This is a genomic window from [Bacillus] enclensis, assembly GCF_001456935.1.
Classification (GTDB): Bacteria; Bacillota; Bacilli; order Bacillales; family Bacillaceae_B; genus Rossellomorea; species Rossellomorea enclensis.
On record NZ_KQ758482.1, the window covers coordinates 177,168 to 202,054 of the forward strand.

General features: G+C 47.3%; 23 protein-coding genes. 5 read left to right on the forward strand and 18 right to left on the reverse strand.

Translation table 11 applies throughout. The features are described from left to right. Positions 1 to 14: 14 nt before the first annotated feature. Positions 15 to 2,180: a beta-glucosidase BglX gene (bglX, locus tag AS034_RS00795; RefSeq protein WP_058297100.1), complete on the reverse strand. Its 2,166-nt coding sequence runs from the start codon at positions 2,178 to 2,180 to the stop codon at positions 15 to 17. 677 nt (positions 2,181 to 2,857) lie between these two features. Here bglX and AS034_RS00800 point away from each other — a divergent pair. The 5 genes from AS034_RS00800 (at position 2,858) to AS034_RS00820 (ending at position 9,162) form a co-directional block, all read left to right on the forward strand. Continuing rightward, positions 2,858 to 4,090: a sugar ABC transporter substrate-binding protein gene (locus AS034_RS00800; RefSeq protein WP_058297101.1), complete on the forward strand. Its 1,233-nt coding sequence runs from the start codon at positions 2,858 to 2,860 to the stop codon at positions 4,088 to 4,090. Positions 4,091 to 4,344: 254 nt separating this feature from the next. After that, a complete protein-coding gene (locus AS034_RS00805) occupies positions 4,345 to 5,244 on the forward strand; it encodes a carbohydrate ABC transporter permease (protein ID WP_058297102.1) in 900 nt (299 codons plus the stop codon). 32 nt (positions 5,245 to 5,276) lie between these two features. Continuing rightward, positions 5,277 to 6,095 carry a carbohydrate ABC transporter permease gene (locus AS034_RS00810; RefSeq protein WP_058297103.1) on the forward strand — a complete coding sequence of 273 codons (819 nt, stop codon included), beginning with the start codon at positions 5,277 to 5,279 and terminating at the stop codon, positions 6,093 to 6,095. Between the two features lie 353 nt (positions 6,096 to 6,448). Next, positions 6,449 to 8,086: a glycoside hydrolase family 13 protein gene (locus tag AS034_RS00815; RefSeq protein WP_058297104.1), complete on the forward strand. Its 1,638-nt coding sequence runs from the start codon at positions 6,449 to 6,451 to the stop codon at positions 8,084 to 8,086. Positions 8,087 to 8,175: 89 nt separating this feature from the next. Beyond that, positions 8,176 to 9,162 carry a LacI family DNA-binding transcriptional regulator gene (locus AS034_RS00820; RefSeq protein ID WP_032086180.1) on the forward strand — a complete coding sequence of 329 codons (987 nt, stop codon included), beginning with the start codon at positions 8,176 to 8,178 and terminating at the stop codon, positions 9,160 to 9,162. 68 nt (positions 9,163 to 9,230) lie between these two features. On the opposite strand, the gene AS034_RS23260 is transcribed toward AS034_RS00820, so the two are convergent. The 17 genes from AS034_RS23260 to AS034_RS00905 form a co-directional block, all read right to left on the reverse strand. Continuing rightward, the gene (locus AS034_RS23260; RefSeq protein WP_058297105.1) at positions 9,231 to 10,157 is read right to left on the reverse strand and encodes a methyl-accepting chemotaxis protein; all 927 of its coding nucleotides are present in this window, start codon (positions 10,155 to 10,157) and stop codon (positions 9,231 to 9,233) included. A 178-nt stretch (positions 10,158 to 10,335) separates the two neighbouring features. After that, positions 10,336 to 11,157 carry a DUF6612 family protein gene (locus AS034_RS00830; protein ID WP_058297106.1) on the reverse strand — a complete coding sequence of 274 codons (822 nt, stop codon included), beginning with the start codon at positions 11,155 to 11,157 and terminating at the stop codon, positions 10,336 to 10,338. 117 nt (positions 11,158 to 11,274) lie between these two features. After that, the gene (locus tag AS034_RS00835) at positions 11,275 to 11,892 is read right to left on the reverse strand and encodes a hypothetical protein (RefSeq protein WP_058297107.1); all 618 of its coding nucleotides are present in this window, start codon (positions 11,890 to 11,892) and stop codon (positions 11,275 to 11,277) included. Between the two features lie 145 nt (positions 11,893 to 12,037). After that, complete coding sequence (locus AS034_RS00840; RefSeq protein ID WP_058297108.1) at positions 12,038 to 12,325, reverse strand: glutaredoxin family protein; 288 nt, start codon at positions 12,323 to 12,325, stop codon at positions 12,038 to 12,040. Positions 12,326 to 12,341: 16 nt separating this feature from the next. Further along, on the reverse strand, positions 12,342 to 14,798 hold the full coding sequence (locus tag AS034_RS00845) for a heavy metal translocating P-type ATPase (protein WP_058297109.1): 2,457 nt from the start codon (positions 14,796 to 14,798) through the stop codon (positions 12,342 to 12,344). A gap of 18 nt (positions 14,799 to 14,816) precedes the next feature. After that, entirely contained in the window at positions 14,817 to 15,032 is a 216-nt protein-coding gene (locus AS034_RS00850; protein WP_058297110.1) for a heavy-metal-associated domain-containing protein, read from the reverse strand. A gap of 196 nt (positions 15,033 to 15,228) precedes the next feature. Next, a complete protein-coding gene (locus AS034_RS00855) occupies positions 15,229 to 15,690 on the reverse strand; it encodes a CopY/TcrY family copper transport repressor (RefSeq protein ID WP_032086173.1) in 462 nt (153 codons plus the stop codon). A gap of 222 nt (positions 15,691 to 15,912) precedes the next feature. Next, positions 15,913 to 16,596 (reverse strand): ABC transporter ATP-binding protein, encoded by a 684-nt coding sequence (locus AS034_RS00860; protein WP_058297111.1) that lies wholly within the window; start codon positions 16,594 to 16,596, stop codon positions 15,913 to 15,915. After that, positions 16,596 to 17,675 carry an ABC transporter permease gene (locus AS034_RS00865; protein ID WP_058297112.1) on the reverse strand — a complete coding sequence of 360 codons (1,080 nt, stop codon included), beginning with the start codon at positions 17,673 to 17,675 and terminating at the stop codon, positions 16,596 to 16,598. Before AS034_RS00865 ends, AS034_RS00860 begins: the two co-directional genes overlap by 1 nt. Positions 17,676 to 17,756: 81 nt before the next feature. After that, on the reverse strand, positions 17,757 to 19,169 hold the full coding sequence (locus tag AS034_RS00870; protein WP_058297113.1) for a sensor histidine kinase: 1,413 nt from the start codon (positions 19,167 to 19,169) through the stop codon (positions 17,757 to 17,759). Beyond that, the gene (locus AS034_RS00875) at positions 19,166 to 19,843 is read right to left on the reverse strand and encodes a response regulator transcription factor (RefSeq protein ID WP_098151166.1); all 678 of its coding nucleotides are present in this window, start codon (positions 19,841 to 19,843) and stop codon (positions 19,166 to 19,168) included. The genes AS034_RS00870 and AS034_RS00875 overlap by 4 nt, the downstream gene beginning before the upstream one ends. Before the next feature lie 244 nt (positions 19,844 to 20,087). Continuing rightward, on the reverse strand, positions 20,088 to 20,288 hold the full coding sequence (locus AS034_RS00880) for a cold-shock protein (protein WP_032086162.1): 201 nt from the start codon (positions 20,286 to 20,288) through the stop codon (positions 20,088 to 20,090). 275 nt (positions 20,289 to 20,563) lie between these two features. Beyond that, positions 20,564 to 21,259 carry an MBL fold metallo-hydrolase gene (locus tag AS034_RS00885; RefSeq protein ID WP_058297114.1) on the reverse strand — a complete coding sequence of 232 codons (696 nt, stop codon included), beginning with the start codon at positions 21,257 to 21,259 and terminating at the stop codon, positions 20,564 to 20,566. A gap of 35 nt (positions 21,260 to 21,294) precedes the next feature. Continuing rightward, positions 21,295 to 22,539 carry a DUF418 domain-containing protein gene (locus tag AS034_RS00890; protein ID WP_058297115.1) on the reverse strand — a complete coding sequence of 415 codons (1,245 nt, stop codon included), beginning with the start codon at positions 22,537 to 22,539 and terminating at the stop codon, positions 21,295 to 21,297. A 130-nt stretch (positions 22,540 to 22,669) separates the two neighbouring features. Beyond that, entirely contained in the window at positions 22,670 to 22,873 is a 204-nt protein-coding gene (locus tag AS034_RS00895; protein WP_058298050.1) for a hypothetical protein, read from the reverse strand. Between the two features lie 56 nt (positions 22,874 to 22,929). Continuing rightward, positions 22,930 to 24,084 carry an ABC transporter permease gene (locus tag AS034_RS00900; RefSeq protein ID WP_058297116.1) on the reverse strand — a complete coding sequence of 385 codons (1,155 nt, stop codon included), beginning with the start codon at positions 24,082 to 24,084 and terminating at the stop codon, positions 22,930 to 22,932. Beyond that, positions 24,074 to 24,826 carry an ATP-binding cassette domain-containing protein gene (locus AS034_RS00905; protein WP_058297117.1) on the reverse strand — a complete coding sequence of 251 codons (753 nt, stop codon included), beginning with the start codon at positions 24,824 to 24,826 and terminating at the stop codon, positions 24,074 to 24,076. Before AS034_RS00905 ends, AS034_RS00900 begins: the two co-directional genes overlap by 11 nt. Positions 24,827 to 24,887: the final 61 nt, after the last annotated feature.

A 24,887-nucleotide genomic window follows, 5' to 3' on the forward strand; every position in this document is an offset into this window, starting at 1 on the left:
TTCCCCTCGCTTCTCTATTTTTCCAGTATAAAGGATGCCTCCATGACGTCCTTGCTGTTTCCTCCAATATAGGCGATGAATGTACCTCTGTCGCTCGTAAACGTAAGATCGGAGTGATGATATCTGAGCTGCTCCTCTGTCAGGCTGAAGCCCACTTCTTTCGATACCCCCGGTTCCAGGCTTATTTTTTCAAAAGCCTTCAACTCCTTCAGCGGCCGTACCACTTCACCACTGACGTCCCGCACGTACAGCTGAACGACTTCTTCCCCGGCTGCCGTGCCGCTGTTCGTCACAGTGACCGTCAGATTCAACGGGCGATCGCACGTCATTTTTTCACTCGATAGCTCCATACCGCTGTAAGTGAACTCCGTATAGCTCAAGCCGTATCCAAATGGGAACAGCGGGCTGTTCGGGATATCCAGGTACTGTGAAACATAGCGTTCCTGAGCGTCCGGCGCTCCCTTCGGCCGTCCGGTATTGTACTGATTATAATAAACCGGGATCTGGCCCGCACTGTAAGGGAAGGACATCGCCAGACGTCCGGACGGATTCACGTCACCGTATAATAGGTCCGCAACGGCTGCGCCGCCTTCCGTTCCCGGATACCAAGCTTCAAGGACTGCATCGGTTTCATCCCACACACCATGAAGATCAAGCGGACGGCCGTTGAACAGCACTGAGACAATCGGCTTGCCCAGCTTCTTCATGCGCTGGATCAACTCGAGCTGTGCTTCGGGGAGACGGATATCTGCGCGGCAGCCCGCTTCCCCGCTCATTTCCGAGTCCTCGCCGAGTGCGAGGACGATGACGTCTGCGTCTTTTGCCGCATGTAGCGCGTCCTGAATTTGTTCTTCTGAAATCGTTTCAATGTCACTGCCGCCTGCGACAGTCAACTGTGCTTCATTGATTTTTTGTGAAAAGCCTTCTCTAACCGTCACGGCATCTTTCTTCGATCCCAGCCATGACCACGGTCCAAGAATGTCCCCGCTTTCTGCAAAAGGACCAATCAAAGCGATGTTCTGCTCTTTTCGAAGAGGTAAAACGCCTTCATTTTTCAGCAGCACTGCCGATTTCGATGCAAGCTCCCTGGCAGCTTCGCGGTGCGCGGTACTTAGCATCACTTCTTTTTCGAGCTCCTCATCCGCTCCCCTGTAGGGATTTTCGAATAAACCAAGCTTTTCCTTCAGCGTCAGGATCCGGAGGACGGCTTCATCGATCAATGCCTCCTCCACCTGACCTTCTTCTACTAATATCTTTAAGTATTTCACATACGCGGCGGTCATCATTTCAATATCCACCCCTGCCGTGAGTGCTTTCAACGCAGCTTCCTTTTCATCTTCTGCGACACCGTGAGGAATCATTTCCTTCACCGCCCCCCAGTCGGAGATCAGGACGCCGTCAAATCCCATTTCTTCACGGAGGATCGACCGCATCAGCTTCTTATTTCCGGTCGCCGGGATGCCGAACACGGTATTGAATGCCGTCATCACCATCTCACAGCCTTCGTCGAGCGCCGCTTTATACGCAGGCAGATAACTCTCCCGAAGCTCCCGCTCAGACATATCCACCGTATTATAATCACGTCCGCCTTCTGCTGCCCCGTACGCAGCAAAATGCTTTACACAGGCGGCTACGCGGTCCGTTTCATTTGTCAGGTCATTCCCTTGAAAGCCGCGCACGAATGCCCTGGCAAACTCACTGTTCAAATACGGATCTTCCCCTGTCGATTCCATCACCCGGCCCCAGCGAGGGTCCCGGACGAGATCGACCATCGGAGCGAATGTGACATGTACACCGGATGCCGATGCTTCACGCGCGGCAATTTCGGCACTTTTCTCCGCCAGTTCAAGATCCCATGAGCAGCCGATCGCAAGCGGTACAGGAAAGATCGTTTTATATCCGTGCACGATATCGGACATCACCAATAGAGGGATGCCGAGCCGGTTCTCTTTCAGATGCTTCCGCTGGATGCTTTTCACTTCTTTCGCACCGGACGCGCCGAGCACCGATCCCGCATTCCCGATCGTCTCGTCGCTGATTCCCATTTCGGCCATCGGACCGGTGATCTGCCCCCCGTCACTTGCCCCTTTGAAAAATGGAGTCGCGAGCTGTGTCAGCTGGGCGATCTTTTCATCCAATGTCATTTCATTTACTAATGAAGTAAGCTTCTGTTCATTCATACCGGAACCTCCGAGTTTTAGGATTTTGTCGTACGATCCTTTATTTGGTGAAACGTTTCAATAATCAGTTGAGTCGAATTATAAGCGTATTCTTCTTGATAGTCAACAAGGATCCGGTGCTGTAATAATTACCAAAATCATCTATTATCAAGGCTTCCAACCTATTAACCAGTGAATTTTAGTGAAATTGATTTTATCAGTCCAACATTTTTAAAAAAGTGGTTGAAAGCGGATTCATGTTTGATTATAATATAGTTATCGAAACGTTTCAATAACGTTTGGCTGATTTTTGGGTTTGTTCAATAGAATGCATCCAGCAGTGATTCAGACAGTGCAAGGCCATATGCTCTGTATCAGTTCTAGCTTTTGATTGGAGTGCAAGACGAAGACTCCTGCGGGAAAAGCGAGACAGGTGAGACTTGTCCAGCTCCAGGGCTTAGAGGCACATGTCATAAGTCAACTCGCCCAAGAAGGCAAAGAACGCCTTCGTGGACGATTCGCCTTATGCCACCCGCCTCTGACCAAAGCCCTTCCGCTTTTCTAACCCGCAGGAGCTTTAGCGACGAGGAGGCTCACCGGCCGCCCGCGGAAAGCGAAGTCTTGCACGGAAATCAAAAGCGGCATTTACAGGGACTGCTTTTTTGAAAAACAATAAAGAATAGAATGGAGATGGGAGAATGAGAAAGAAATCATGGACACTGTTACTGGTCGCGATGATCGCATTATCGGCCGTACTTGCTGCATGCGGAGGCGGCGGCGATTCAAAAGACGGCAAGAAAGAAATCACCGTCTGGGCCATGGGTGAAGAAGGAAAGAAATTGAAGGAAATAGCTTCTAAATTTGAAGAAGAAAACAAAGACATCACTGTAAAAGTGCAGGCGATCCCTTGGGGCAACGCCCACGATAAACTATTGACTGCCGTTGCTTCAGGAAACGGACCGGATGTCCTTCAATTAGGGACAACCTGGGTTCCTGAATTTGCAGATGCCGGCGCTTTGCTAGACTTGGAACCTTATCTCGAGGATTACCCGGAATTCAAACCTGAGAATTTCTTCGAAGGTTCCGTCACTTCCATGAAATATGACGATAAAATTGTCGGTGTTCCTTGGTACATCGATACACGCGTACTCTACTACCGCACAGATCTATTGAAAGAAGCTGGTTACGACAAAGCCCCTGCCACATGGGACGAGCTGAAGGATGCAGCTGAAAAGCTGAACGCACGCGGAGACGACATGTACGGTCTTGATATCGACCGTAATGACCAGATCACACCTTTCATCTTTGCATGGCAAAATGGATATGAATTCGAAGGCAAGGACAAAATGAACTTCGACAGCCCTGAATTCAAAGGCGCAATCGAATACTATGCAAGCTACTTCAAGGAAGGCTTAAGCCCGACTGCAGAAGGAATCGATATCGTACAGGCATTCAAGAGCGGTTCAAAGCCGATGTTCTTTAGCGGCCCTTGGATGATCAACATTATCAACGACCAGGCTCCTGACCTTAAAGACAAATGGGCAGTAGCTGAAATGCCGAAGAAAGAAACAAACACATCAAGCATGGGCGGATCGAACCTCTCGATCTTCCACAACTCTGAAAATGTTGATGAATCCCTTAAATTCATCTCTTATATGAACGAAGTGGACACACAAATGGAATGGCTGGAAATGTCAAACACACTTCCTTCACGTACAGAAGCTTGGGAAGAGCCTAAGCTGAAAGAAGATCCATTACTTTCTGTGTTCGGTAAGCAGCTGGAAAACACTAAAGCATCACCGCAAATCAAAGAATTTGAAAAGATCGCACAGGAATTCCTTTCTTCCATCGAAAGAATCACTGTCGGCGGTGCAGATATCGATAAAGAACTTGAACAGTTCAATAAAAAAGCAAACGACATTGTTGAGTAAAACGAAAAGCGGAGGCGGCCCGTTCAGCCCCGACAAGTGTTGGAAGTCCGGCCGGTGAAGTCGTTCTTTGACTTCAGTGGCCGGACTGAAACGTCTCGAGGGGCTGGCCGCCGGAGCTGGATAAGATTAAATACTAAAAAGCATTCGCTCTTAATAAGGAAGATAGTTGGAGTTACAGGCATATCCCCACTGGGATTGCCTGAACTCCATTTTTAAAATAAACCTTCTGCGGTGTTTTGGTTAGGTGGGATATCATGAGCAATGGATTAAAAAATATCAGAACAAATAAGCATCCATACGTGTTTATTGCTCCTGCAGTCATCATATTGGCTGTTTTCAGCATCGTTCCGATCATAGTGGCCTTCTTGATCAGCTTTACCGACCTGGATCTTGCCGGGCTTGCCAACTGGTCGAATGTACACTTTGTCGGCCTGGAAAACTACTCTGCATTGATTTCAGACGAACTCTTTCATAAATCGATTTACAACACATTTTTCTATGTCATCATCGGGGTCCCTCTTGTCATTGTATTCTCTTTAGGGATCGCCCTTCTTCTTAATTACGGGACAAGCAAGCTGTTCACGGTTTTCCGCGGGGTCTATTATATGCCTTCGATCACGAACATCATCGCTGTGGCGGTTATCTGGGGCTTCCTTTACAACACCGAGTACGGACTTTTCAACTACTTATTATCTCTTTTGGATGTCGAGAAAATCCCATGGTTAGGAGAGCCAACGATCGCCAAGCTATCGTTGATTGTTTTAGCTGTATGGAAAGGGATCGGGATCAATATGATCATCTTCCTCGCGGCACTCCAGGGGATACCGAAATCTTACTATGAAGCGGCCGAAATGGACGGGGCCAACCGCTGGCAGGTGCTTTGGAACGTGACCATTCCATTACTGAGGTACGCTACGTTCTTCGTCACCGTCACGACACTCATCGGATGGCTTCAGTTCTTCGAAGAACCGTTCGTCATGACAAACGGCGGACCGCTTGACGGGACGATCTCAATGGCACTATTCATTTACCAGCGGGGCTTCCAGTTCAGTGAATTCGGATACGCGGCAGCAGGCTCATTCATTCTGTTCGTGTTCATCATCATCATTACCTTGGTTCAATTTAAGATTAGAAAATCTGATACAGAATACTAAGATTGTAAATACACAGTATCGGGGTTGAAACTATGAAAACATTTAAAATGGAACGGCTTTTTGTCATCATCCTCCTGATCCTCGGCGGAATCATTGTATCCGTCCCGTTCATCTGGATGATCTCAAGCTCATTCAAGCCGGAAAGCGAAGTGCTTCAAATACCGCCTACGCTCATTCCTGAAAATCCAACGCTCGAAAACTACGCCAATCTGTTCGAAAGCATGAACTTCGGCGTCTACTTGAGAAACACATTGATCATCGTGCTCTTCTCCTTTGTCGGCCTGTTCTTCAACGCCATGGCCGGTTACGGTTTTGCGAAATACCAATTCAAAGGCAGGGAAAAAATCTTCTACATCGTGCTGGCAACGATGATGATCCCTGCACAGGTAACGATGATTCCCGTTTACCTGATCCTGAATGAAATGGGTCTGACCAATACGATGACAGGGATCGTGCTGCCGGGACTTGCAGCCGCCTTCAGCATCTTCCTGTTCAGGCAGTTCATGACGACGATCCCGACCGACCTGATCGAGGCTGCCCGCCTTGATGGCGCAGGAGAACTCTACATCTTTTTCCGCCTGATCGTGCCGATTGCCAAACCAATCTTCGCCGTACAGGGGATCCTGACCTTCATCGGGGCATGGAACAGCTTCCTCTGGCCGCTGATCATCGCCAATGATGAAAGCCTTTATACCCTGTCAGTCGGACTTTCGCTTTTACAGGGCCAGTACGCCAACAACTTCGGCCTGCAGATGGCCGGCGCGGCATTCATGGTGGTACCGATCATCATCATCTTCTCGTTCTTCCAGAAATATATCGTGGAAGGATTTACGATGTCGGGGATTAAGTAGTTGATTTGTTGGGGGTTTGTGAGGTTGTTTTAGGGGTGTACCTGGTACAGTGGGGGTTGGTTGTACCAGGTACACCAGCTCGGATTTGTACCTGGTACAATCCTTTTTCGGATGGTGGCGGGCTTCGTTTCGGTGAAATGAGCCTGGCACCTTTTGGTGTATTTTGAGCCTTGCTCATTTTGGGGGTTTTGAGCCAGGCTCAATTCCGGCTGTTTGAGCCTGGCTCGAACTCGCCGGGGCCAGGCACAAATCAAACATATTGTTCCTGGCACCAAAAACAATGGACCGCACACCCCAGACACCCTATCCCCTCACCCAGCATCCCGGCAACCAACACATTCAAGGAGGCAGCCATGGAGAAAAAATGGTGGCACCGCTCGACGGTGTATCAAATATACCCGCGCAGTTTTAATGACCATAATGGCGACGGGATCGGGGATATTCCCGGTATTATTGAAAAACTCGATTATCTTGCTTTTCTCGGGATTGATATCATCTGGCTTAGCCCGGTGTATCAATCGCCGAATGACGATAACGGATATGATATCAGCGATTATTATGAGATCATGAGTGATTTCGGTACGATGGATGACATGGAGAAACTAATTCAAGAGGCACGCAAGCGGGATATCCATATCATGATGGATCTTGTCATCAACCATACTTCTGATGAACACCCATGGTTCATCGAATCCCGGAAATCAAAGGATAATCCGTATCGTGATTATTATGTATGGAGGGATGGCAGCGGCGGTCCGCCGAGCGGCATCACCTCTGTTTTCAGCGGTCCTGCATGGGAATATGATGAAGAGACCGGCGAGTACTACTTCCATCTTTTCAGCAGGAAACAGCCTGACTTGAACCTTCATAACAAGGAAGTCAGGGAACATCTCTATAATATGATGAATTTCTGGCTCGATAAAGGAGTGAGCGGGTTCCGTATGGATGTGATCGATTTGATTGGGAAGGAAATCGATCACAACGTTTTGACAGACGGACCGAAGCTGCATGATTACCTGCAGGAAATGAATCGGGAGGTCCTCTCGAACTATCCGACCGTCACTGTCGGTGAAACTCCTTCTGCCACGCCTGAGACGGCAAAGCTTTACACGGGAGAAGGACGGAATGAGCTTGATATGGTGTTCACTTTTCAGCATATGTCGCTTGATGAAGTGGATGGAAAAGGAAAGTGGGCGCTAAAGCCGCTTAATCTGCGGGACTTGAAACAAACACTGGGTAAATGGCAGACTGAACTTCACGGGCAGGGATGGAACAGCCTGTACTGGAATAATCATGATCAGCCGAGGATCGTTTCCAGATGGGGCAACGACAGAGAGTACCGGGTGGAATCGGCGAAGATGCTTGCCACCATCCTTCATATGATGCAGGGCACACCCTATGTTTATCAAGGTGAGGAAATCGGGATGACGAATATCGTTTTTGATGATATCCGGGACTACCGCGATATTGAGACGATTAATTTATATAATGAAAAAATTTCGGAAGGCATCCCGCATAAAGAGGTCATGAAATCCATCCATGTAAAAGGAAGGGATAATGCCCGCACCCCGTTCCAGTGGGACCGCAGTCATCACGGCGGCTTCACGACCGGGACACCTTGGCTTGAAGTGAATGCAAACCATAAGGAAATCAACGCGGAAGATGCACTGAAAGATGAGGACTCCATCTTCCATTACTATAGAAAGCTGATCCGATTAAGGAAAGAGCACGACATCATCGTGTACGGCGGGTACGATCCGATCCTGGTTGAACACCCTGAAATTTTCGCCTATAAGAGAAAGCTCGGAAATGAGACACTGGTTGTCGTCGCGAACTTTTATGGAAACGAACCGGAGCTGTCACTGCCGGAACAATTAGACGGCACCAGCTGCGAAATCGTGATAAACAACTGTGAAGGGGCATCCGGACGGCCTTCCGGATTGAAAACTTTACGTCCATATGAAGCAATCGTCTATCTCATAAAACACTAAACCGCTTACAATCCATACCAATAATTGTATAATAAGACATATACCAGACAATGAACTGACAAGCCCTATGTTAAAAGGAAGTGAACAACATGGCCACCATAAAAGATGTAGCCAAGCTTTCCGGGGTCGCGGTCTCCACCGCTTCCTACGCGCTCAACAACAGCACGAAGGTCAGCGAAGAAACCCGGCAGAAAGTATTGGCCGCAGCAAAAGAATTGAATTACCAAAAAAACGGACTCGCTTCCGATTTGAAAAGGACAAGCACAAACACGATCGCTCTGATCCTCAGCGACCTGTCAGGGCCCTACTACTCCGAACTGATCAAAGGCGTCCAGGATGTTGCGTCGACGAACGGATACGATTTGATCGCCTGCAGTTCGATCGGCGGGGCACAGTCCACCGCTGTGAAATTCCTGCGTGAAAAGCGTGTGGATGGCGTGATCATCCTTGCTCATAATATCGATGACAACACCATTCTTGAGTCAGCCCGGGAAGGCTTCCCGATTGTCGTCCTCGACCGGAGTGTGCAAAATGATCATGTCGTCCAGATCGAGGTTGACAATGAACACGGGGCATTCATGGCGACTGAACACCTGATAGAAAAAGGCAGCCGGGACATTGCCTTTGTAAGCGGACCTTATAACTCGCATGACAACGAACTCCGTTTCAAAGGTTATCAGGCCGCACTTGAAAAGCATGGAATCGATTATCGTTCCAAATGGAAAGTGTCTGGAGGCTTTACGAGGGAAGGCGGCTATCAGGCGACGAAGATGCTCATCGCCCAAAAGGATGTCCCCCAGGCCATCTTCTTCGCCAATGATGAAATGGCCATCGGCGGACTTCAGGCATTGAATGAAAAGAAAATCTCTGTCCCTGATGACATATCAATCATCGGATTCGACGATATCCAGCTTTCAGAATATGTCTCTCCTCCGCTGACAACGATGCGCCAGCCTAAATACGAAGCCGGCGCCCTGGCAGTACACTTGATCTTCCAGGTACTGTCGAAGGAAAAAGTCGACCACAATTACAAACTGACGACGGAACTGATCGAACGGAAATCTGTCAAAGGATGATGGTCCGCGACATGGCAAAGGCCCGTCCCGCACTGCTTTAAAGCGATGCGGGACGGGCCTTCATTTTATTATAGGATCTCTTTAAAATCCCTTGCCTGCAGATCGAGCTGACGGGCTGCATGGCCGATCTCTTTGAATGCGGCGACCGCCTGTTCGTTGAGGTCCTGATTGTTTGAGATTCCTGCCTGTGAGCGGATCGTCCCTTCACTCACCTTGTTGATTTCAGAGGTGATCCCTTCGATGCGGGCGTTGACTTCGCCGATCGAATCCTGGACGCGGGTAGCAAGCTTCCTTACTTCACCCGCCACAACATTGAAGCCTCTGCCATGTTCACCTGCGCGGGCCGCTTCGATGGCTGCATTCAATGCCAAAAGATTCGTCTGGGCTGCGATTTCCCTTATCGTTTTCACAATGCTTTCAATCGATTTTGCCTGTGATTTAAGAGATGCCATGATTTCGAGATTTTCCTTCGACTCTTCGACGAGTCTTCCAATCGCTTTTGCCGCTTCTTCACTTCGACGGATGCCGTCCTCCGCTTTACCACTGAGTTCTTCAGACATCTTCTGCAATTGAGATGCCACCTTCACAGCCGTGTTTTCCCGTTCTGTGATATCCGTTGCCACTTTTACCACCCCCACGACCCTCCCGCGCTCATCTTTGACTGGCGTATAGGTGGCTTCAAGCCAGATAAGGTCACCGCGCTTTGTCACACGCTGGATCTTCTCCTGAAAACTTCTACCGTTCCGCAGGTTCCTCCATAACTCCTGATACGCGCGGCTTTCGGCAAATTCAGGTGTACAGAATGCCCTGTGCCTCATGCCGGGCATCTCTGCTGCTCTATATCCGACCGTGCCCGCAAAATTCTCATTCGCCCACAGCACATTTCCTTCCGGGTCGAATTGAATCATCGCAAGCGACCCTTTAATCGCGTCCATTACCTGTACTGCCCCAAATCCCTGATTTCTTTCTTCGATTTCTGTAAGTGTACTGTTCATCCTCATCCTCTTTTCTGGAATCAAGCATCATATGTATTTTCAACCGTGAGTTAAGATACATTCTGCTAATCGTAAGACTATCGTACTAAGTAAATTTAAATTTAACAATTTACAACTCTCGAAATCGAAACATTTCTATTAAAAAAAGCGTGCGGTCCAGGCCACACGCTCTTTACTCTTATTCACCCTGCAAAGCTGCTTCATCCATTTCCACGACATTCTCTTTTACTTCTGCCGGAATCGTGATGTCCTCGATCTCATTGAACTTGGAATAGCTTCCCGTCATCTTCTGGACAGATTGCACCTTCTCCCCTTCAATCTCCATATCGAAATCCATGTTCACTGTGAAATTCAAAGGGTGATAGGTTTTTTTGTCAATTTCATAGGTATAGTCCAATTTGTTTACTTTCAAGCCTTCCAGCATCTCCTTCGGCATCAAACCTTCAGGCATCGTGGCCTCGACCTGTTCCTCTACAAGATTCTGATACTCTTCCCCGGAAGCAGAGAATGAGATGACATAGCGATCATCTTTCTCATCCACTTTAACATCTTTGATGTATTCCTTCATTTGCTTGAGCTGCTCAGTCGCATCCGCTTGATCCTTGCTCATCTGGACAATTGAGTCAGACATTTCCTTAGGCGCGGCCTGCCACTGGTTACTCATCGAATCCTTCGTATACATTCCTTCTTCGGTAAAATAGGTTTCCGCTTCAATCGGCATTCCCATCATCGTCATTTCTGTCGTCTGATACAGCCCGAGCGGCTCTGTGACATAATCCATTTCGATTGTCGACTCCTGCGTCACTTTTTCAGCATCTTCAGCAGCCGGGATGATATCCTGCTCCATCTCCATTTTCACATGAAAACTTTCAAGCTTCTCCGACGCTGCAATCGATGAATTGATGATGTCTTCCACATCTTTCCCGCTCGTTGTCGTCCCGCACGCCGTCAAGCCAACCGCCAAAAATATTGCTGAACCCAGTCCCAGTAATTTCTTCATGATATCCTCCTCTTGTATAATTCAGTCTACCTGTATATACGGCTACACATGAAGAAAGTTTCAAAAAAAAGGAAAAAAGAGTCGAATTCCCTTTTTACCAAGTTCCGTCTGCAACAATTATTTTGATTGCCTGCTGTTAATCAGTCCTTTATAAACCCCTTCAAGTTTGGTCATGCCCCACTGCAGTGCAAGCCCCTGAAGTGAAATCCCGATGATCGCCGTAACGGTCAATAACCACATGGACACCCCGCTCTGAAGATTGACGATCGTGCTTCCCATATAAACCAGATGTCCGAATACCACAACGATCCCATCATAAAAACTGCTCACTGTTTCTTCTATAAAAAAAATGATAAATGATTCCGCAAGCAGGAAGCCAAGCAAAATGGAGATGAGGAGCGTCCACGATTGATATGTAAGTTTTTCAACATAAGGAGAAATATAATATTTTGTAATGGTCTTCAACCTGAACAAGTAGATGACCCTCACAATCCTCGCCATCTGGAAAAACTGATCGAATGGAAGAATCGCTATGACCAGGAAGGGATTTTCCTTCAGGAACTCCCACTTCTTCTCGGCCTTTAGCAGCCTCACCACAAAATCGGCGAAAAAAATCCCCCACACAAGCCAGTTCAAAAGCGAATTATGATTGTCTTCCTGCCACAAGTTGATGATTGTCACCATCACAAGGAGGAGCATGAACATCTCATATATGATTTTCATGATCTTTTGCATGAATGCCCCTCCTTACCTTCGACTTTTATGTATTTATATTGTACCAAAGATGGAAGGGTTATCTGAGGTGAGACTGGGTAATCGTGGAAGAATTTTATTTTCCAAAAAAAGAAGAGCCTCCAACCCGCTGGCTGGAGGCAAACCTTCATTCTTTTTTCATACCCAATAACTCTTCAATCTCTTCTCGATTTTGCTCAAATCCAATCAAACTCTTCACCAGCTTTTTCTTACCAAGCAGGCCTTTCTTGTAAAAGGCAAATGCCGGGACAATCCGTGAGCCGAATGTTTCTTTCATCTCTGCTTCGAGTGATTCATCCGCCCCAACATCTTTGTGATTGTATTCGATATGCTGCTCCGACAGGTACTCTTTGGCAGCCTGACAGTCGGAGCAGGTCGGACGTGTGTAGAGTTCAATCATTAATTCCTGATTCATATTAAAGTTTCACTCCTCAAACGCGTGATGGTTTGAATCCTTTCAGTCGCAGGGCATTGAGCAACACGGATACAGAACTGAAGCTCATGGCAGCCCCTGCGATCATCGGATTCAATAAGGGGCCTCCGAATAGGTAAAGCACACCCATCGCAACCGGAATCCCAAGAATGTTATAGGCAAATGCCCAGAAAAGATTCTGTTTGATGTTCCTTATTGTTGCTTTGCTCAGTTCAACGGAGGTCGGTACGTCCATCAGGTCGCTCCTCATCAGGACGATATCGGCTGATTCCATGGCAACGTCCGTACCGGAACCGATGGCAATCCCGATGTCTGCCTGCGCAAGGGCGGGTGCATCGTTGATGCCGTCACCGACCATGGCGACTTTCCGTCCTTCTTCCTGCAATTTTTTGACTTCATTCGCTTTGTCTTCGGGAAGGACTTCGCTCAGCACCCGGTCGATTCCGACCTGTTCCGCGATGGCCTGAGCCGTCCGCTTGTTGTCACCCGTGATCATGGCGACTTCGATACCCATTTTATGAAGCTTTTCAATGGCCTTGAAGCTCGATTCCTTGACCGTGTCAGCGACAGCGATGATACCGGCGATTTCTTCTTCCACTGCAATATACATCGGGGTTTTCCCTTCGGCTGCAAGGCGGTCGGACGTTTCATTGAGATCACCGAGATCCACATTATTTTCATCCATGAGCTTCCGGTTTCCGAGTAGCAGGTCTTTCCCGTCTACTGTCACCTCAAGCCCCTGGCCTGTGACAGCATCAAAGAAATCCGTTTTAAGTAAAGACAACCCTTTTTCCTCTGCAGCCCTGACGATTGCTTCACCCAGCGGATGCTCAGATCCTTTTTCAGCCGAAGCGGCAAGGGTCAGGAGTTCTTCCTCCACGATGTCCCCGGCCGTCACGATATCCGTCACGACAGGCTTCCCTTCTGTAATCGTACCGGTTTTATCAAACACAATCGTATTGATTTTGTGGGTGGACTCGAGTGCCCCCCCGCTTTTGATAAGCACGCCATTTTCGGCACCTTTCCCCGTTCCGACCATGATGGCGGTCGGAGTGGCGAGTCCAAGGGCGCATGGACAGGCAATGACGAGAATGGAGATGGCAATCGTAAAGGCGAAGAGACCGGTTTCACCGCCGATGAACCAGGCAAGCCCCGTCACGATGGCAAGACCGATGACGATCGGCACGAAATAGCCGGAAATGATATCGGCCATCTTTGCAATCGGTGCTTTTGATCCCTGTGCATCTTCGACCAGTTTGATGATTTGAGAAAGGGCTGTGTCTTTCCCGACCTTGGTCGCTTCATAGCGGATCGAACCGTTTTTATTGATGCTTGCGCCGATCACTGCTGATCCTGCTTCTTTTTCCACAGGGATGCTTTCCCCTGTCAGCATCGACTCATCCACCGACGTCTTCCCTTCCACTACCACACCGTCCACAGGAAGCTTTTCCCCTGGCTTGACGATGATGATGTCGCCGACTTCCACCTCTTCAATTGAAATTTCGGTTTCCATGCCGTCCCTGATGACCGTCGCTGTTTTAGGGGCCAGCCCCATCAGCTTCTTGATCGCTTCAGACGTTTTTCCTTTTGACAGTGCTTCGAAATACTTCCCTAACGTTATCAACGTCAGGATGACCGCAGCCGATTCATAATAAAGATCCTGCGCGTAGCTCTCATTTCCCGATAAGATGAAAATGGACGCAATGAAGCTGTATACAAAGGCCGCACCGGTTCCGAGGGCAACCAGGGAATCCATATTCGGATGGCGCTTGATCAGTGTTTTGAATCCGACTGTGAAGAATGGTTTTCCCATCACCATCACCGGAATCGTCAGGACGAGCTGAATAAGCGCAAATCCTGTCGGGTTGGTCATCGGATCGATGGCATCCGGCAGCGGCATCCCGAGCATATGTCCCATTGAGACGAGCAGGAGCGGGATCGTGAAGACAGCCGAGATCCAGAAGCGTTTCCACATATGCTTGATATGCCGTTCTTTCTTATCCCTGTCTTGATCGGCTTTATCCTCTGTCTCCACATCTTCCTGCGCTTCATATCCCACTTCGGATACCGCTTTTTTGATGTCGGCAGCGGTTACGACTGACGGATCATATTCAACGACCAATTTTTCGGTCGTCAGATTGACGCTTGAATGTTTCACACCCTCTAACTTATTTGCCGCTTTTTCTACCGACTGTACACAGGAAGCGCAGGTCATGCCAGATACGGAAAATGTTTTCTTTTCCATTTCCGAGATGGCTTTGTAACCCGCCTCGTCAACGGCTTGCTTTATTTGATCAAGGGTAATTTCATTTTCATCATACGTGATCCTCAGTTTTTCGGTGGCCAGGTTCACGTTCGCTTCCTGGACACCACTCAATTTCCCGGTTGCTTTTTCCACCGTCTGTGAACACGACGCACATGTCATCCCTTCGATGCTTAATGTTTTTTCCGTCATCGTGCAAGACCACCTTTGTTATTTTTTCGGTTCTGTTTCATATCCCGCTTCCGTCACGGCTTTGCTCAGGCTTTCAGGGGATTGTTTCGTTTCGTCGTATTTCACTTTTGCAGATGCATTTTCAAGGTCTACTTTAGCTTTTTCCACTCCGTCGAGTCCGTTTAGTGTGGTTTCTACTTTCTTCACGCAGTTTCCGCATGTCATACCTGATACGTTTAATAATGTTTTTTCCATGTTTGAACACTCCTTAAGTTATATTTAATATTTTTCCATTAATACCGTTATTGATTTCAGTGGAAGACTACGCTTTCCGCGGGCGGCCCGTGAGCCTCCTCGTCAAAGAGGGGAACTGTCCAACTACATGGCCTAGAGACACATGTCATAAGCCAAATCATGCCGGGTATACTGACGTTTTGCAGTAGATACTACCTTAATGCCGGCAGTTCATGCCGTGGTCTTTTTTGCAGGTGCACTGGCCGGGGACGCAGTTGCAGACGACTTGGTCGACGGCGTCTTTTTTCTTATTTTGCAGGACTTCTTCTATCATGGCGATGTCGTCATGGCTGAGTGTTGCGTCTCCGATCAGATCGGCTATCGTCTTCCCTACTGCACGGCTGCAGATGTGATGGAACAGCCCTGCTTTCAGGGTATTGAGACTGTCTTCTTCGCTGACCGCGGCTGTGTAGATGAACCGGTTGCCTGACTTTTCGGTTTGCAGCATCCCTTTTTTGACGAGACGCCCGATGAAAGTCTTGGTCGTCGCAGGCTTCCAGTCCATCTTTTCCTGCAGGACATGGCTGATTTCCTTGCTGGTCACTTCTTCAAGGGCCCACACGACCCTCATGACTTCCCATTCAGAATCCGTGATTTCCGGTTTTTCTTCATTGGGCAAATGACAACACCTCCTATATCGTTTACATTTGTAATCAACTTATATTTAGAGTTTACAACTGTAATCGTTTTTAGTCAACCATTTTGTTTTCTTTTTATCAAAATGGGCTGAACAGGATGTTTTATTATTCTGTACCACTGGACGGCTATTATAAACTGCACGGAAAATGCATAACTCCATAGAAAAAGCTGGACAGGAGTATTCGCCTGCCCAGCTTTTGGTTCACTTTCTTTTTTCAAGCCTGCCGTCGTTCATTTCATATATATTGTCACATAGATGAAGGATGGTTTCATCGTGGGTGACCATGACGGCGGCTTTCTGTTTTTCTTTCACAATCTTTGAAATGAGCTTGATGATGTCGATGCTCCGGCCTGAATCAAGACTGGCGGTCGGCTCATCGGCCAGGATGATGTCGGCGTCATTCATGAAGGCGCGGGCAATTGCTACCCTCTGCTTCTCTCCTCCGGACAGCTGATAAGAGTAATGATCGGCCCGGTTCTCAAGACCCACTGACTTTAAAAGTTCTTCCGCCCTCCTCTTTGTGTCTCCATTCCACTTACCCGCGAGCTCTGCAGGCAGTTTGAGCTGCTCTATCACTTTAAGATACGGAACAAGATTGGAGGATTGAAAAATATAGCCGATTGAATGAAGTCTCACTTCAGACTTTTGTTTATCGGAAAGTGAAGCGATGTCATGGCCGTTTACAAGCATCTCCCCTTCATCGGGGGATAACAGTGCGCCTGCAATCGACAGGAACGTGCTTTTCCCTGATCCCGACGGTCCGAGTACCGCGGTCAGCTTGCCTCTCTCAGCTTTAAAAGAAAGAGAATGAAGGACATCGACCATCTTTTCGCCGTCCTTGAAGGTCTTTCTGATTTCTTTCAGTTCAAGTGGCCAGGTATTCATTATTGAGCCCTCCCCATGGCAGTCAGCGGGTCCGCTTTTACAATATTGGCTGCAGATACAAGTGCACCTGCAAGCGAAACGATCAGCAGCACCCCTGAAAATTTCAATATAAGGTTAATATCGAAGACAAAAGGGATGTCCTCTGGAAGCAGATTTGGAAGTAAGGCGGTGAACCCGACTGACGTTCCGATGCTGACGAGCGAAAGGATCAGTACCTGAAAGAGAGTGGAACCGATCAAGAATCCGTTCTTTGCCCCGATGGCCTTCAACACACCAAACTCATTCATTTTTTGGATTGTCATGATAAAGAAGAACGCCGCCAGGACAAATACAGCGATCACGATCAGAAACGCAAGCATCATATAAAGCGAGCTTTGCTCTGCCTGGTAGCCGGGGATGCCCCCGATTACCTCATCCTTGGATACCCAGTTACCGCCTTCGACCTCCGATTTCACGATTTCCCTCAGCTTTTGATTATCTTCTACCATGACAAGTGCATTCACTTTATTCTTTTGATTCTCCGGGACCAAGTCATTCCACAGATCGATGTTCATGAACACAGCGGGTGTATGGCTGAACGTTTGCTGCTCCGTGAATCCGGCAACGGTAAATACTTTGTCAAACTGTTCGTCATAGAGCCTGTCCCCGATTTCTATCCCCTCTTTTTGAAGGGTGATATCGGCCGTGACGCTGGCATCTCCAGATTTAAAGCTTTCTCCATCCGTCACGTTTGGCATCAGAAAGCCGTCGGGTTGGACGGCCATGACGGTGATATCGACCGTCTGATCCGTGCCTTCTTTTTCTAATGAACGCATTTGGAGGTTCAATGGCTCAATTCCGGGAGAAAAAGTATTAGACGAAACGTCAATCCGTGACCGGTCGATCCGCCCTTCCGCCCCTTTATCCAGATAGAACGCATGAACATCCATGTTCTGTATGGATGAGGCATTGTCTGATGAGAGACCGCCTGCAAGGCCGCTTATGATAAAAACGAGGGAGGCAACGAAAAACAGGATGAACCCGATCAGTAAATACCTCATCTTGTAAAAGCGAATTTCTTTTAATGACAGTGAAAACATATCTCTGTTCACCTTCCTTTAAGATTAGTACAAAACCAGAATACTTCCTGAATATGAACGGAAGATGAACACAAAAAAATATCAGCCATTTATCGAATGGCTGACATTTTTTTGTTTCAAAGGAAGGTTAACCGTAAAAGTGGATCCTTTCCCTTTTTTACTGTCAAGATGGATGGTTCCTCCGTGAAGATGGATGATCGTCGAAACAATCGACAAACCAAGCCCGGTCCCTTCAACCGTTTTCGTCCTGGATGTATCCGCCCGGTAAAAACGGTCAAAGACTCGCTCTTTTTCCCCTTCAGAAAGTCCGATGCCTGTATCCTTGAAGAGGATGGACACGATTCCTCCTCTCGATTCAACGCTGACATCGATTGTGCCATTGGGGAGGTTGTATTTAATCGCATTGGACAACAGATTGTCCCAGACGGTACCGAGAAGCACGGGATCTCCGCTAATCTCTTGATCGGGAAGCGAGTAGCCGAGCATGATCCCTTTTTCACTGATGACCCATTGATATTGGCTGATGCGTTCCTTAAGCTGTTCCGACACATTGAAAGTTTCTTTTTTTAAAACGTCGTCGTTCCGGTCGAGTGATGCCAGGAGCAGCAATTGTCTGGTCAAGTTGGAGAGTCTGTCGATTTCTCCATTCATGATGGAAATATACTGATTCTTTTCTTCTGCAGACAGGTGTTCACTTCCCAGCAGATTCGTGTATCCCTTAATATTCGATAATGGCGATTGGATATCATGGGAGACATTCGAGATGAACTCCTTCCTCACTTCATCAAGCTGACCGAGCTGTGTGGACATCCGGTGAAAGCTTGAGGCAAGCTGGCCGATTTCATCCCTCCTGCCCCGGTCCACCTCCACTTCATAATTTCCGCGGGCAAGCGAATGGGTCGCTTCCGTCAGTTTCGAGATGGGCTTGATCAAAAAGCGCGTCCCGATGATGACGAACAGGATGCTCAAACATAAGGTCAATATGAGCAGCCATCCGAACAGCAGATGCATCTCATTGAAGAGCAGCTTGATATCTGGACGAAGGAACAGTGCATACCGTTTGCCATCATGATCCAGCGGCACGCCGATCGTATTGGATAGTTCATTGGCAAAAAAACCCGTCACAAACGTTTTATCCGGAAATTCCCGCATGCCATGATAGGTATCCCCACCAAGCACCTTGCGAACGGCGGATGGATTCAGTTTCTTGTCCCGGTAAGGGGCACCGAAGAACTTCCCTTTATCCGTCTTTCCATCCACGAGATAAAATTGATAGCCGGCGGATGCTGCATGTTTCAGGTATTCATCGATGCCAACCTCCGGGTGTTCCTCTATAAATCCGGCCATTTCCTTGCCGATCCCCGCATTCTTCAAATCATTCTGGGGTTTCAAATACTGCTGATAGTAAACATTCGATAAGATGAACGCGATGATGCCGCTCAGGATCATGATGCCGATTGTATAAACGGTAAACTTTATATACAAAGACTTCATCGCTTCATCTCCAGGGCGTATCCCACTCCGCGCACCGTCTTGATGACGAAGTCACCTGAGATACCCGAAAGGCGTTCCCTCAGTCGTTTCACATGTACGTCCACCGTCCGTTCGTCTCCTTCATAATCAATTCCCCAGACTCTTTCAATCAGCATGTCCCTCGACATCACATGGTCCGGATTTGACATGAATAAATAAAGGAGTTCGAACTCTTTCAACGGTAAAAGCAGTGTCCGGTCCCCTGCACTGACTTCGTACTTATTGCGATCAGCTGTCACGGTTCCGATCCTGACCACATTTTCATCCTCTTTTTTTCCATACCGGCGGGCCAATGCTTTCAAACGAAACAGCAATTCTTTCGGTTCGAACGGTTTTACGAGATAGTCATCCGTTCCGGAATTATATCCGCGTTCCTTATCCTCGATCCCGCCCTTTGCGGTTAAAAGAAGGACGGGGATATCGTATCGATCCCTGATTTCCTTTGTGAGATCATAACCGTCCATGTAAGGCATCATCACATCCACAACCGCAATGTCACAGGCTTGATTTTTCAGTACATCCAGTGCCTCCATGCCATTTTTAGCAGCATGGACGATATAGGACTCCTGTGAAAGGTGGAGTTGAAGCAGATGCAGAATATGCGGGTCATCATCGACGATCAAGATGTTCATTATTTAATCCTCCTTGCGTTAATGGATTATGTATCAGTTCATTCTGTTAAAGGGTTCGTTTATCTTTATTATACCCTTGGCTTTCTTTCTGTCACTTGTTAACAGAAAAAGCCCGAGAGGTTTTATAAAGAATGGAAAAAGTAAATAAATATGAAAGAGTTCATTTACTCAACTTATAAAAAATGAAGAATCTAAGCCCACGAAAAAAAGAGCCCTCCATCAGGAGAGCTCTTTTTCAGCAAAGCTATTACGCTTTAACGACGTTAGTCGCTTGAAGTCCACGTTGACCTTGTTCAGTGTCAAACGTTACTTTTTGACCTTCGTCTAAAGATTTAAATCCTTCGCCTTGGATAGCTGAGAAATGTACGAATACATCTTCTCCACCTTCGATTTCGATGAAACCGAAACCTTTTTCTGCGTTAAACCATTTTACTGTACCTTGTTGCATAATTGTTTCCTCCTGCGTGGATTCGAGTCCACATTTTATTACTATTATTGCTCAATTAGATATCAAAGGCGAAAAGTTTAAATACTTTCATTCCTTACAGACCGAACAAAAATAATTCTTCCTTAGAATAACAGGTGTTGCGTAGAAAAGCAAACTTTATTTTACGGAACTTCGTTTTTTACTCCGAATAGATGCTTCAGTTATTTACCGCCAAGCAATAAAACGGCATCATATTAGCTTTTCATCAGACACCGCCTGATGAGTACTGGAAATCATTACTTTGTTTCCACGTTCAACTGATTCTCAGCTTCACTCACAAGCTCTTCCATAAATTCATTCACTTCCCCGACAAGCACCCCTCCGTGACCCGTGCACATGATCTCGGACTGAAAATGAAGGGGAATCCTCAATGCCTCAAGAAACCCGGGTAAGTCGGAAGTCGAAACCCCTCCGCCTTTCAAATAGTCAACCCATGCTTGACGGAGCTCTTTCCCTTCTGAAACAAGCCCTTCCTCTGACAGCGGATCTCCGAAAAAACACAGCAGGTCACCGGTAAAAAGAATCCGGGACGGCCGGTGGTAGTAGATGACGGAACCGGGAGAATGGTAACCGGCAAGCATATAGTCGAACTCCCCGGCCACTCCCTGGTCACTAAGTTCACGGTCAAACCCCCGGATCTCTTCACCTTCTTTCGGGTGAATGAGTTTCTTCGCATGTTTAAACATCTGTGCACCTTCTACATGATCTTCATGTCCATGGGTAGCCAGCACAAGCTTCACATCGTCTGCCGTTTTCCCCAAATGATGGAGGGCTTGAAGAAGGTAATTGCTGTGTTCTTCTTTACAGGAATCAATCATGATGACTCCGTCTTCCTCCAGAACGAAATAGCAATTATTATAAGATTTCCACTCCGTATCCCAAAAGGCAATAGCATATATACTGTCTTTCACTTTATCCACTAGAAAATCCATGACTCATTCTCCCATCATCAAGCTACTTTCTTACCTTAAACCGCTTTGCCTTTCCCTGCTTCTCCCAAGCCATTTCTCTTCTTCATCGGCTGGAACCTGAGATACGTAAACGACCTCCACAGCCATTCGAACGGTCCGAAACGGAACTTCTTAAGCCACCATGTGCTGAAGACCATTTGCAGTGAGAAGATGACCAGGCAGATGACGGTGCCAAGCCAGAGACTTACATCCCCATAAAAGCCAAATCCAACAAAGATCCCGACAGACAAGATGGTTTGCATCAGGTAGTTGGTCAGCGCCATCTGACCTGTGAATCCAAGTGGACGGAGCTTACGCTGCCACCCTTCTCTTCTCAGCAAGAGCGTCAGGGATGAGATATAAAAGAAGCAGAGCGTCAGCCCGCTCAAGCTGGTGAACAGCTGCACGACAAATTCCTGTTTCACCCCGAGGTCCCAGACCTTTGTCATATACATGGCAAGAATGAGGACCAACGGTACACTGATCACGAACGACAACGTGCGGATCTTCCTGATGAACCCGGCATGCTTTTCAACATCACGGAAGATGCCCGCTTTTCCTGCAGCCAGCCCGAACAGGAACATGGCAAGCACAGGGAACATCGCTGGAATCAGGTTTGCAAGCATAGCAGGCACCTCGGTTCCAAGTCGGTAGGAAACCCACTCGGTATAACTTCCATGCTCATACACATGCAAGTATTCTTCCATACTCCCGTACAACATGCTTGCAGCCGAAGCTGATTCCGTTTGTTCAAGGAAACTCGAGGGGATCAAGAGCATTAGGGCGAATAATGCATTGATGGCAAACAATAAACTGAATGCCCAGATGACCATCGTCTTAATCTTTCTTTTATAAAAGAAAATAAGCAGCAGCCCGGCAGCCGCATACGTATGAAGGATATCACCGAACCAAAGTCCGATCAGATGCGCAATTCCGAAAAGCAGCAGGGCGAAGATCCTTCTCAAGTAAAGGCGGTTCATACGGAGTCCCTTCTCTTCGGCACGGCTCATAAAAATATAGAAACCGAGTCCGAACAAGAACGAGAAAATCGTGAAAAATTTCATGTCCACAAACAATGCAAAAAACACATCAATCCAGTGATCCACTCCACTATAATCGACAGGGATACCGTACATCGATTTCATGAATTCCGGGGAATGGAACGTAGGCATATTAACAAGGAATATACCGAATAAAGCGAATCCGCGGATGACATCAATGGTGACCATCCGTTCTTTCCCTAATACAGGTGACGATTTCATGTGGTTTCTCCTCTTCTTTTATTGTATATATTTTACATTCTGATCTATAAAATTATATACCAAATGGAGAGGGGAAGAGTACAACTATTTTCAGAAGGTAAGAGCCTTTTGTTCAGTTTGAGAGGCGGAGCTATCTTTCTGCCGCTTTACGCTCTTCCCTGATATGCTTGAGTGTCACGATAAGACCTGTAAAACCTGCAGTGAAAGACCCCGGCAGGCTGTATAAAAGATACTTCCAGTCGCCGGTTAATAATGAAATCACTGTAAAGATAACCGGAAAACTGACTAAAACAAATAATGACGTAAAAAGGGCAATCTTATTCCCTGTTTTCATATTGACCTTCCTTTCTCCATCACAGGGGAGAAGTGACATCTTCTCCCCTGCCGGACTTAGTTCAGGACCCACTTATCTTTCATGAACAGAATGCGCCCGATGATGAACACAACGAGCATCACAATCAAGTTGCTGGAAACCGTGATTGCCAGATGCTGATAATCGACGATTCCAAACAGCAGCTCTTTCATTTGGCTGAATAAATTCAAGATCGGAATGGCAAAGTGATGGACTTCAAGTTCGTTCACGCCCAGGCTGCTGATGATCATCCCCGGGAACATCGCAAGCATCGAAATAGGTGTATAGTAGCTTTGCGCTTCCTTCACTGTTTTCCCCATGATGCTTGTGATCATCATGATCGAAGCATTAAATACGGCATAGACCAATATGACAAGCAAAGAGATGCCGGCGATCAAATAAAGATTATCTCCAAACGAGATGGCTTCTTTTAATTTTTCCGTAAAGAAGGTGATTTCAATCATCATGACCAAGAGGGTGATGAATCCCATGAGCGTGCTCAAAGTCGAGATTGCGAGCCATTTTGCCAGGACAAGTGTCGAACGGTTGACTGGAGTCATCAGCAAAGCTTCCATTGTCTTCTTTTCTTTCTCACCGGCAAATAACTCAACGGCAGATGGACTGGCCCCGATTCCGATTGCGATGGCAAGAATGAGCGGAACCAATAAAGCGAGCATGTTGACGCTCAAATCCTCGGACATTTCTTCCTGGTTGACTGTAAACGGCTGAATTATGGATAAGTCCGTTCCCTGTTGTTCCAGGCGCCGGGCTGTGATTTCTTTTTCAAGAGTGGTGAATTCATTGGTGATAATCGCAATCAGACTTGACGATTTCTGACTGAAAGAGTCGCCTATGACGGTTACCTCCGCTTTTTCTCCCTGTTCCACCGCTCTCATAAAATCACCGGTGACGATCAGTCCTGCCAGCGCTTCTCCGTCGCTGACCATCTCTGCAGGATCGGATGATTTTTCGACTTTCACATTTTCATAGGAAGAAATCCTGGCAAGGATCTCTTCGTCGGCATCCTGATTCACGGCCAGCGTATACGTATCTCCCTTATCATCGGATAACATATTTTCATAGAAAAAGGTCAGTCCGCTCATCATCAGGATCGGAAGCAGCACAATCAGAAACAATGTCCTCCTGTCCCTGAAACTGTCTTTCATTTCCTTGAAATAAATTCTACGAAGCATAATGTTCATTCCCCCTGACAAGCTTACTCATGAAGATATAGTTTAAATCACGGCTTTTTTCATCCTTATAGAGTTCCTCGAGTTCGCCTTCATAGACGAGATCCCCTTTGTGAATCATCGCCACCTTACTGCAAAGCATCGATACTTCCTCCATAATATGGCTCGAGAAAATGATTGTTTTCCCTTCTCTCTTCAACTGATGAACAAGCTGCCTGAAGACATTTGAAGAAGTAATATCTAGGCCGGTCGTGGGCTCATCGAACAGGATGATGTCAGGGTCATGGATAAGCGTCCTCGAGATGGCGACTTTTTGTCTCATCCCTTTTGAAAATCCCCCCACTTTCCTGTCAAGATAATCCCTCATTCCGAACATCCGGGCGAGTTCATCGATCCTGACCTTTGTCCGGTGTTTGCTCAACCCATACAAGCCAGCAAAATATTCAAGATTTTCACGGGCTGTCAAACGTTCATACAAACCTGTTTCCCCCCCGAACAGAACCCCCATCATCCGCTTGATTTCATTCGGGTTCTTGACGGTATCATATCCGGAAACCGTCACCGCCCCTTCAGTCGGGGTCAGGAGCGTCGCGATTGTTCGGAGTAGGGTTGTTTTCCCTGCGCCGTTTTCACCGAGAAGCCCGACGACCTCCCCTTCCTTCACTGAAAACTTCACATGTTTCAGCGCGGTCACATAGTTCTTTTTATCTTTGAACTGCTTAGTCACTTCTTGAATTTCAATCATTCCATCCACCTCGTGTTTTATGTTCTTGTCATCATCTTACAAACAAATCAAGGAAGAATCT

Excerpts from the sequence above, each read along its gene's own strand:
- bglX (WP_058297100.1), bottom strand. The coding sequence starts at position 2,180 with ATGAATGAACAGAAGCTTACTTCATTAGTAAATGAAATGACATTGGAT.
- AS034_RS00800 (WP_058297101.1), top strand. The coding sequence starts at position 2,858 with ATGAGAAAGAAATCATGGACACTGTTACTGGTCGCGATGATCGCATTA.
- AS034_RS00805 (WP_058297102.1), top strand. The coding sequence starts at position 4,345 with ATGAGCAATGGATTAAAAAATATCAGAACAAATAAGCATCCATACGTG.
- AS034_RS00810 (WP_058297103.1), top strand. The coding sequence starts at position 5,277 with ATGAAAACATTTAAAATGGAACGGCTTTTTGTCATCATCCTCCTGATC.
- AS034_RS00815 (WP_058297104.1), top strand. The coding sequence starts at position 6,449 with ATGGAGAAAAAATGGTGGCACCGCTCGACGGTGTATCAAATATACCCG.
- AS034_RS00820 (WP_032086180.1), top strand. The coding sequence starts at position 8,176 with ATGGCCACCATAAAAGATGTAGCCAAGCTTTCCGGGGTCGCGGTCTCC.
- AS034_RS23260 (WP_058297105.1), bottom strand. The coding sequence starts at position 10,157 with ATGAACAGTACACTTACAGAAATCGAAGAAAGAAATCAGGGATTTGGG.
- AS034_RS00830 (WP_058297106.1), bottom strand. The coding sequence starts at position 11,157 with ATGAAGAAATTACTGGGACTGGGTTCAGCAATATTTTTGGCGGTTGGC.
- AS034_RS00835 (WP_058297107.1), bottom strand. The coding sequence starts at position 11,892 with ATGCAAAAGATCATGAAAATCATATATGAGATGTTCATGCTCCTCCTT.
- AS034_RS00840 (WP_058297108.1), bottom strand. The coding sequence starts at position 12,325 with ATGAATCAGGAATTAATGATTGAACTCTACACACGTCCGACCTGCTCC.
- AS034_RS00845 (WP_058297109.1), bottom strand. The coding sequence starts at position 14,798 with ATGACGGAAAAAACATTAAGCATCGAAGGGATGACATGTGCGTCGTGT.
- AS034_RS00850 (WP_058297110.1), bottom strand. The coding sequence starts at position 15,032 with ATGGAAAAAACATTATTAAACGTATCAGGTATGACATGCGGAAACTGC.
- AS034_RS00860 (WP_058297111.1), bottom strand. The coding sequence starts at position 16,596 with ATGAATACCTGGCCACTTGAACTGAAAGAAATCAGAAAGACCTTCAAG.
- AS034_RS00865 (WP_058297112.1), bottom strand. The coding sequence starts at position 17,675 with ATGTTTTCACTGTCATTAAAAGAAATTCGCTTTTACAAGATGAGGTAT.
- AS034_RS00870 (WP_058297113.1), bottom strand. The coding sequence starts at position 19,169 with ATGAAGTCTTTGTATATAAAGTTTACCGTTTATACAATCGGCATCATG.
- AS034_RS00880 (WP_032086162.1), bottom strand. The coding sequence starts at position 20,288 with ATGCAACAAGGTACAGTAAAATGGTTTAACGCAGAAAAAGGTTTCGGT.
- AS034_RS00885 (WP_058297114.1), bottom strand. The coding sequence starts at position 21,259 with ATGGATTTTCTAGTGGATAAAGTGAAAGACAGTATATATGCTATTGCC.
- AS034_RS00890 (WP_058297115.1), bottom strand. The coding sequence starts at position 22,539 with ATGAAATCGTCACCTGTATTAGGGAAAGAACGGATGGTCACCATTGAT.
- AS034_RS00895 (WP_058298050.1), bottom strand. The coding sequence starts at position 22,873 with ATGAAAACAGGGAATAAGATTGCCCTTTTTACGTCATTATTTGTTTTA.
- AS034_RS00900 (WP_058297116.1), bottom strand. The coding sequence starts at position 24,084 with ATGCTTCGTAGAATTTATTTCAAGGAAATGAAAGACAGTTTCAGGGAC.
- AS034_RS00905 (WP_058297117.1), bottom strand. The coding sequence starts at position 24,826 with ATGATTGAAATTCAAGAAGTGACTAAGCAGTTCAAAGATAAAAAGAAC.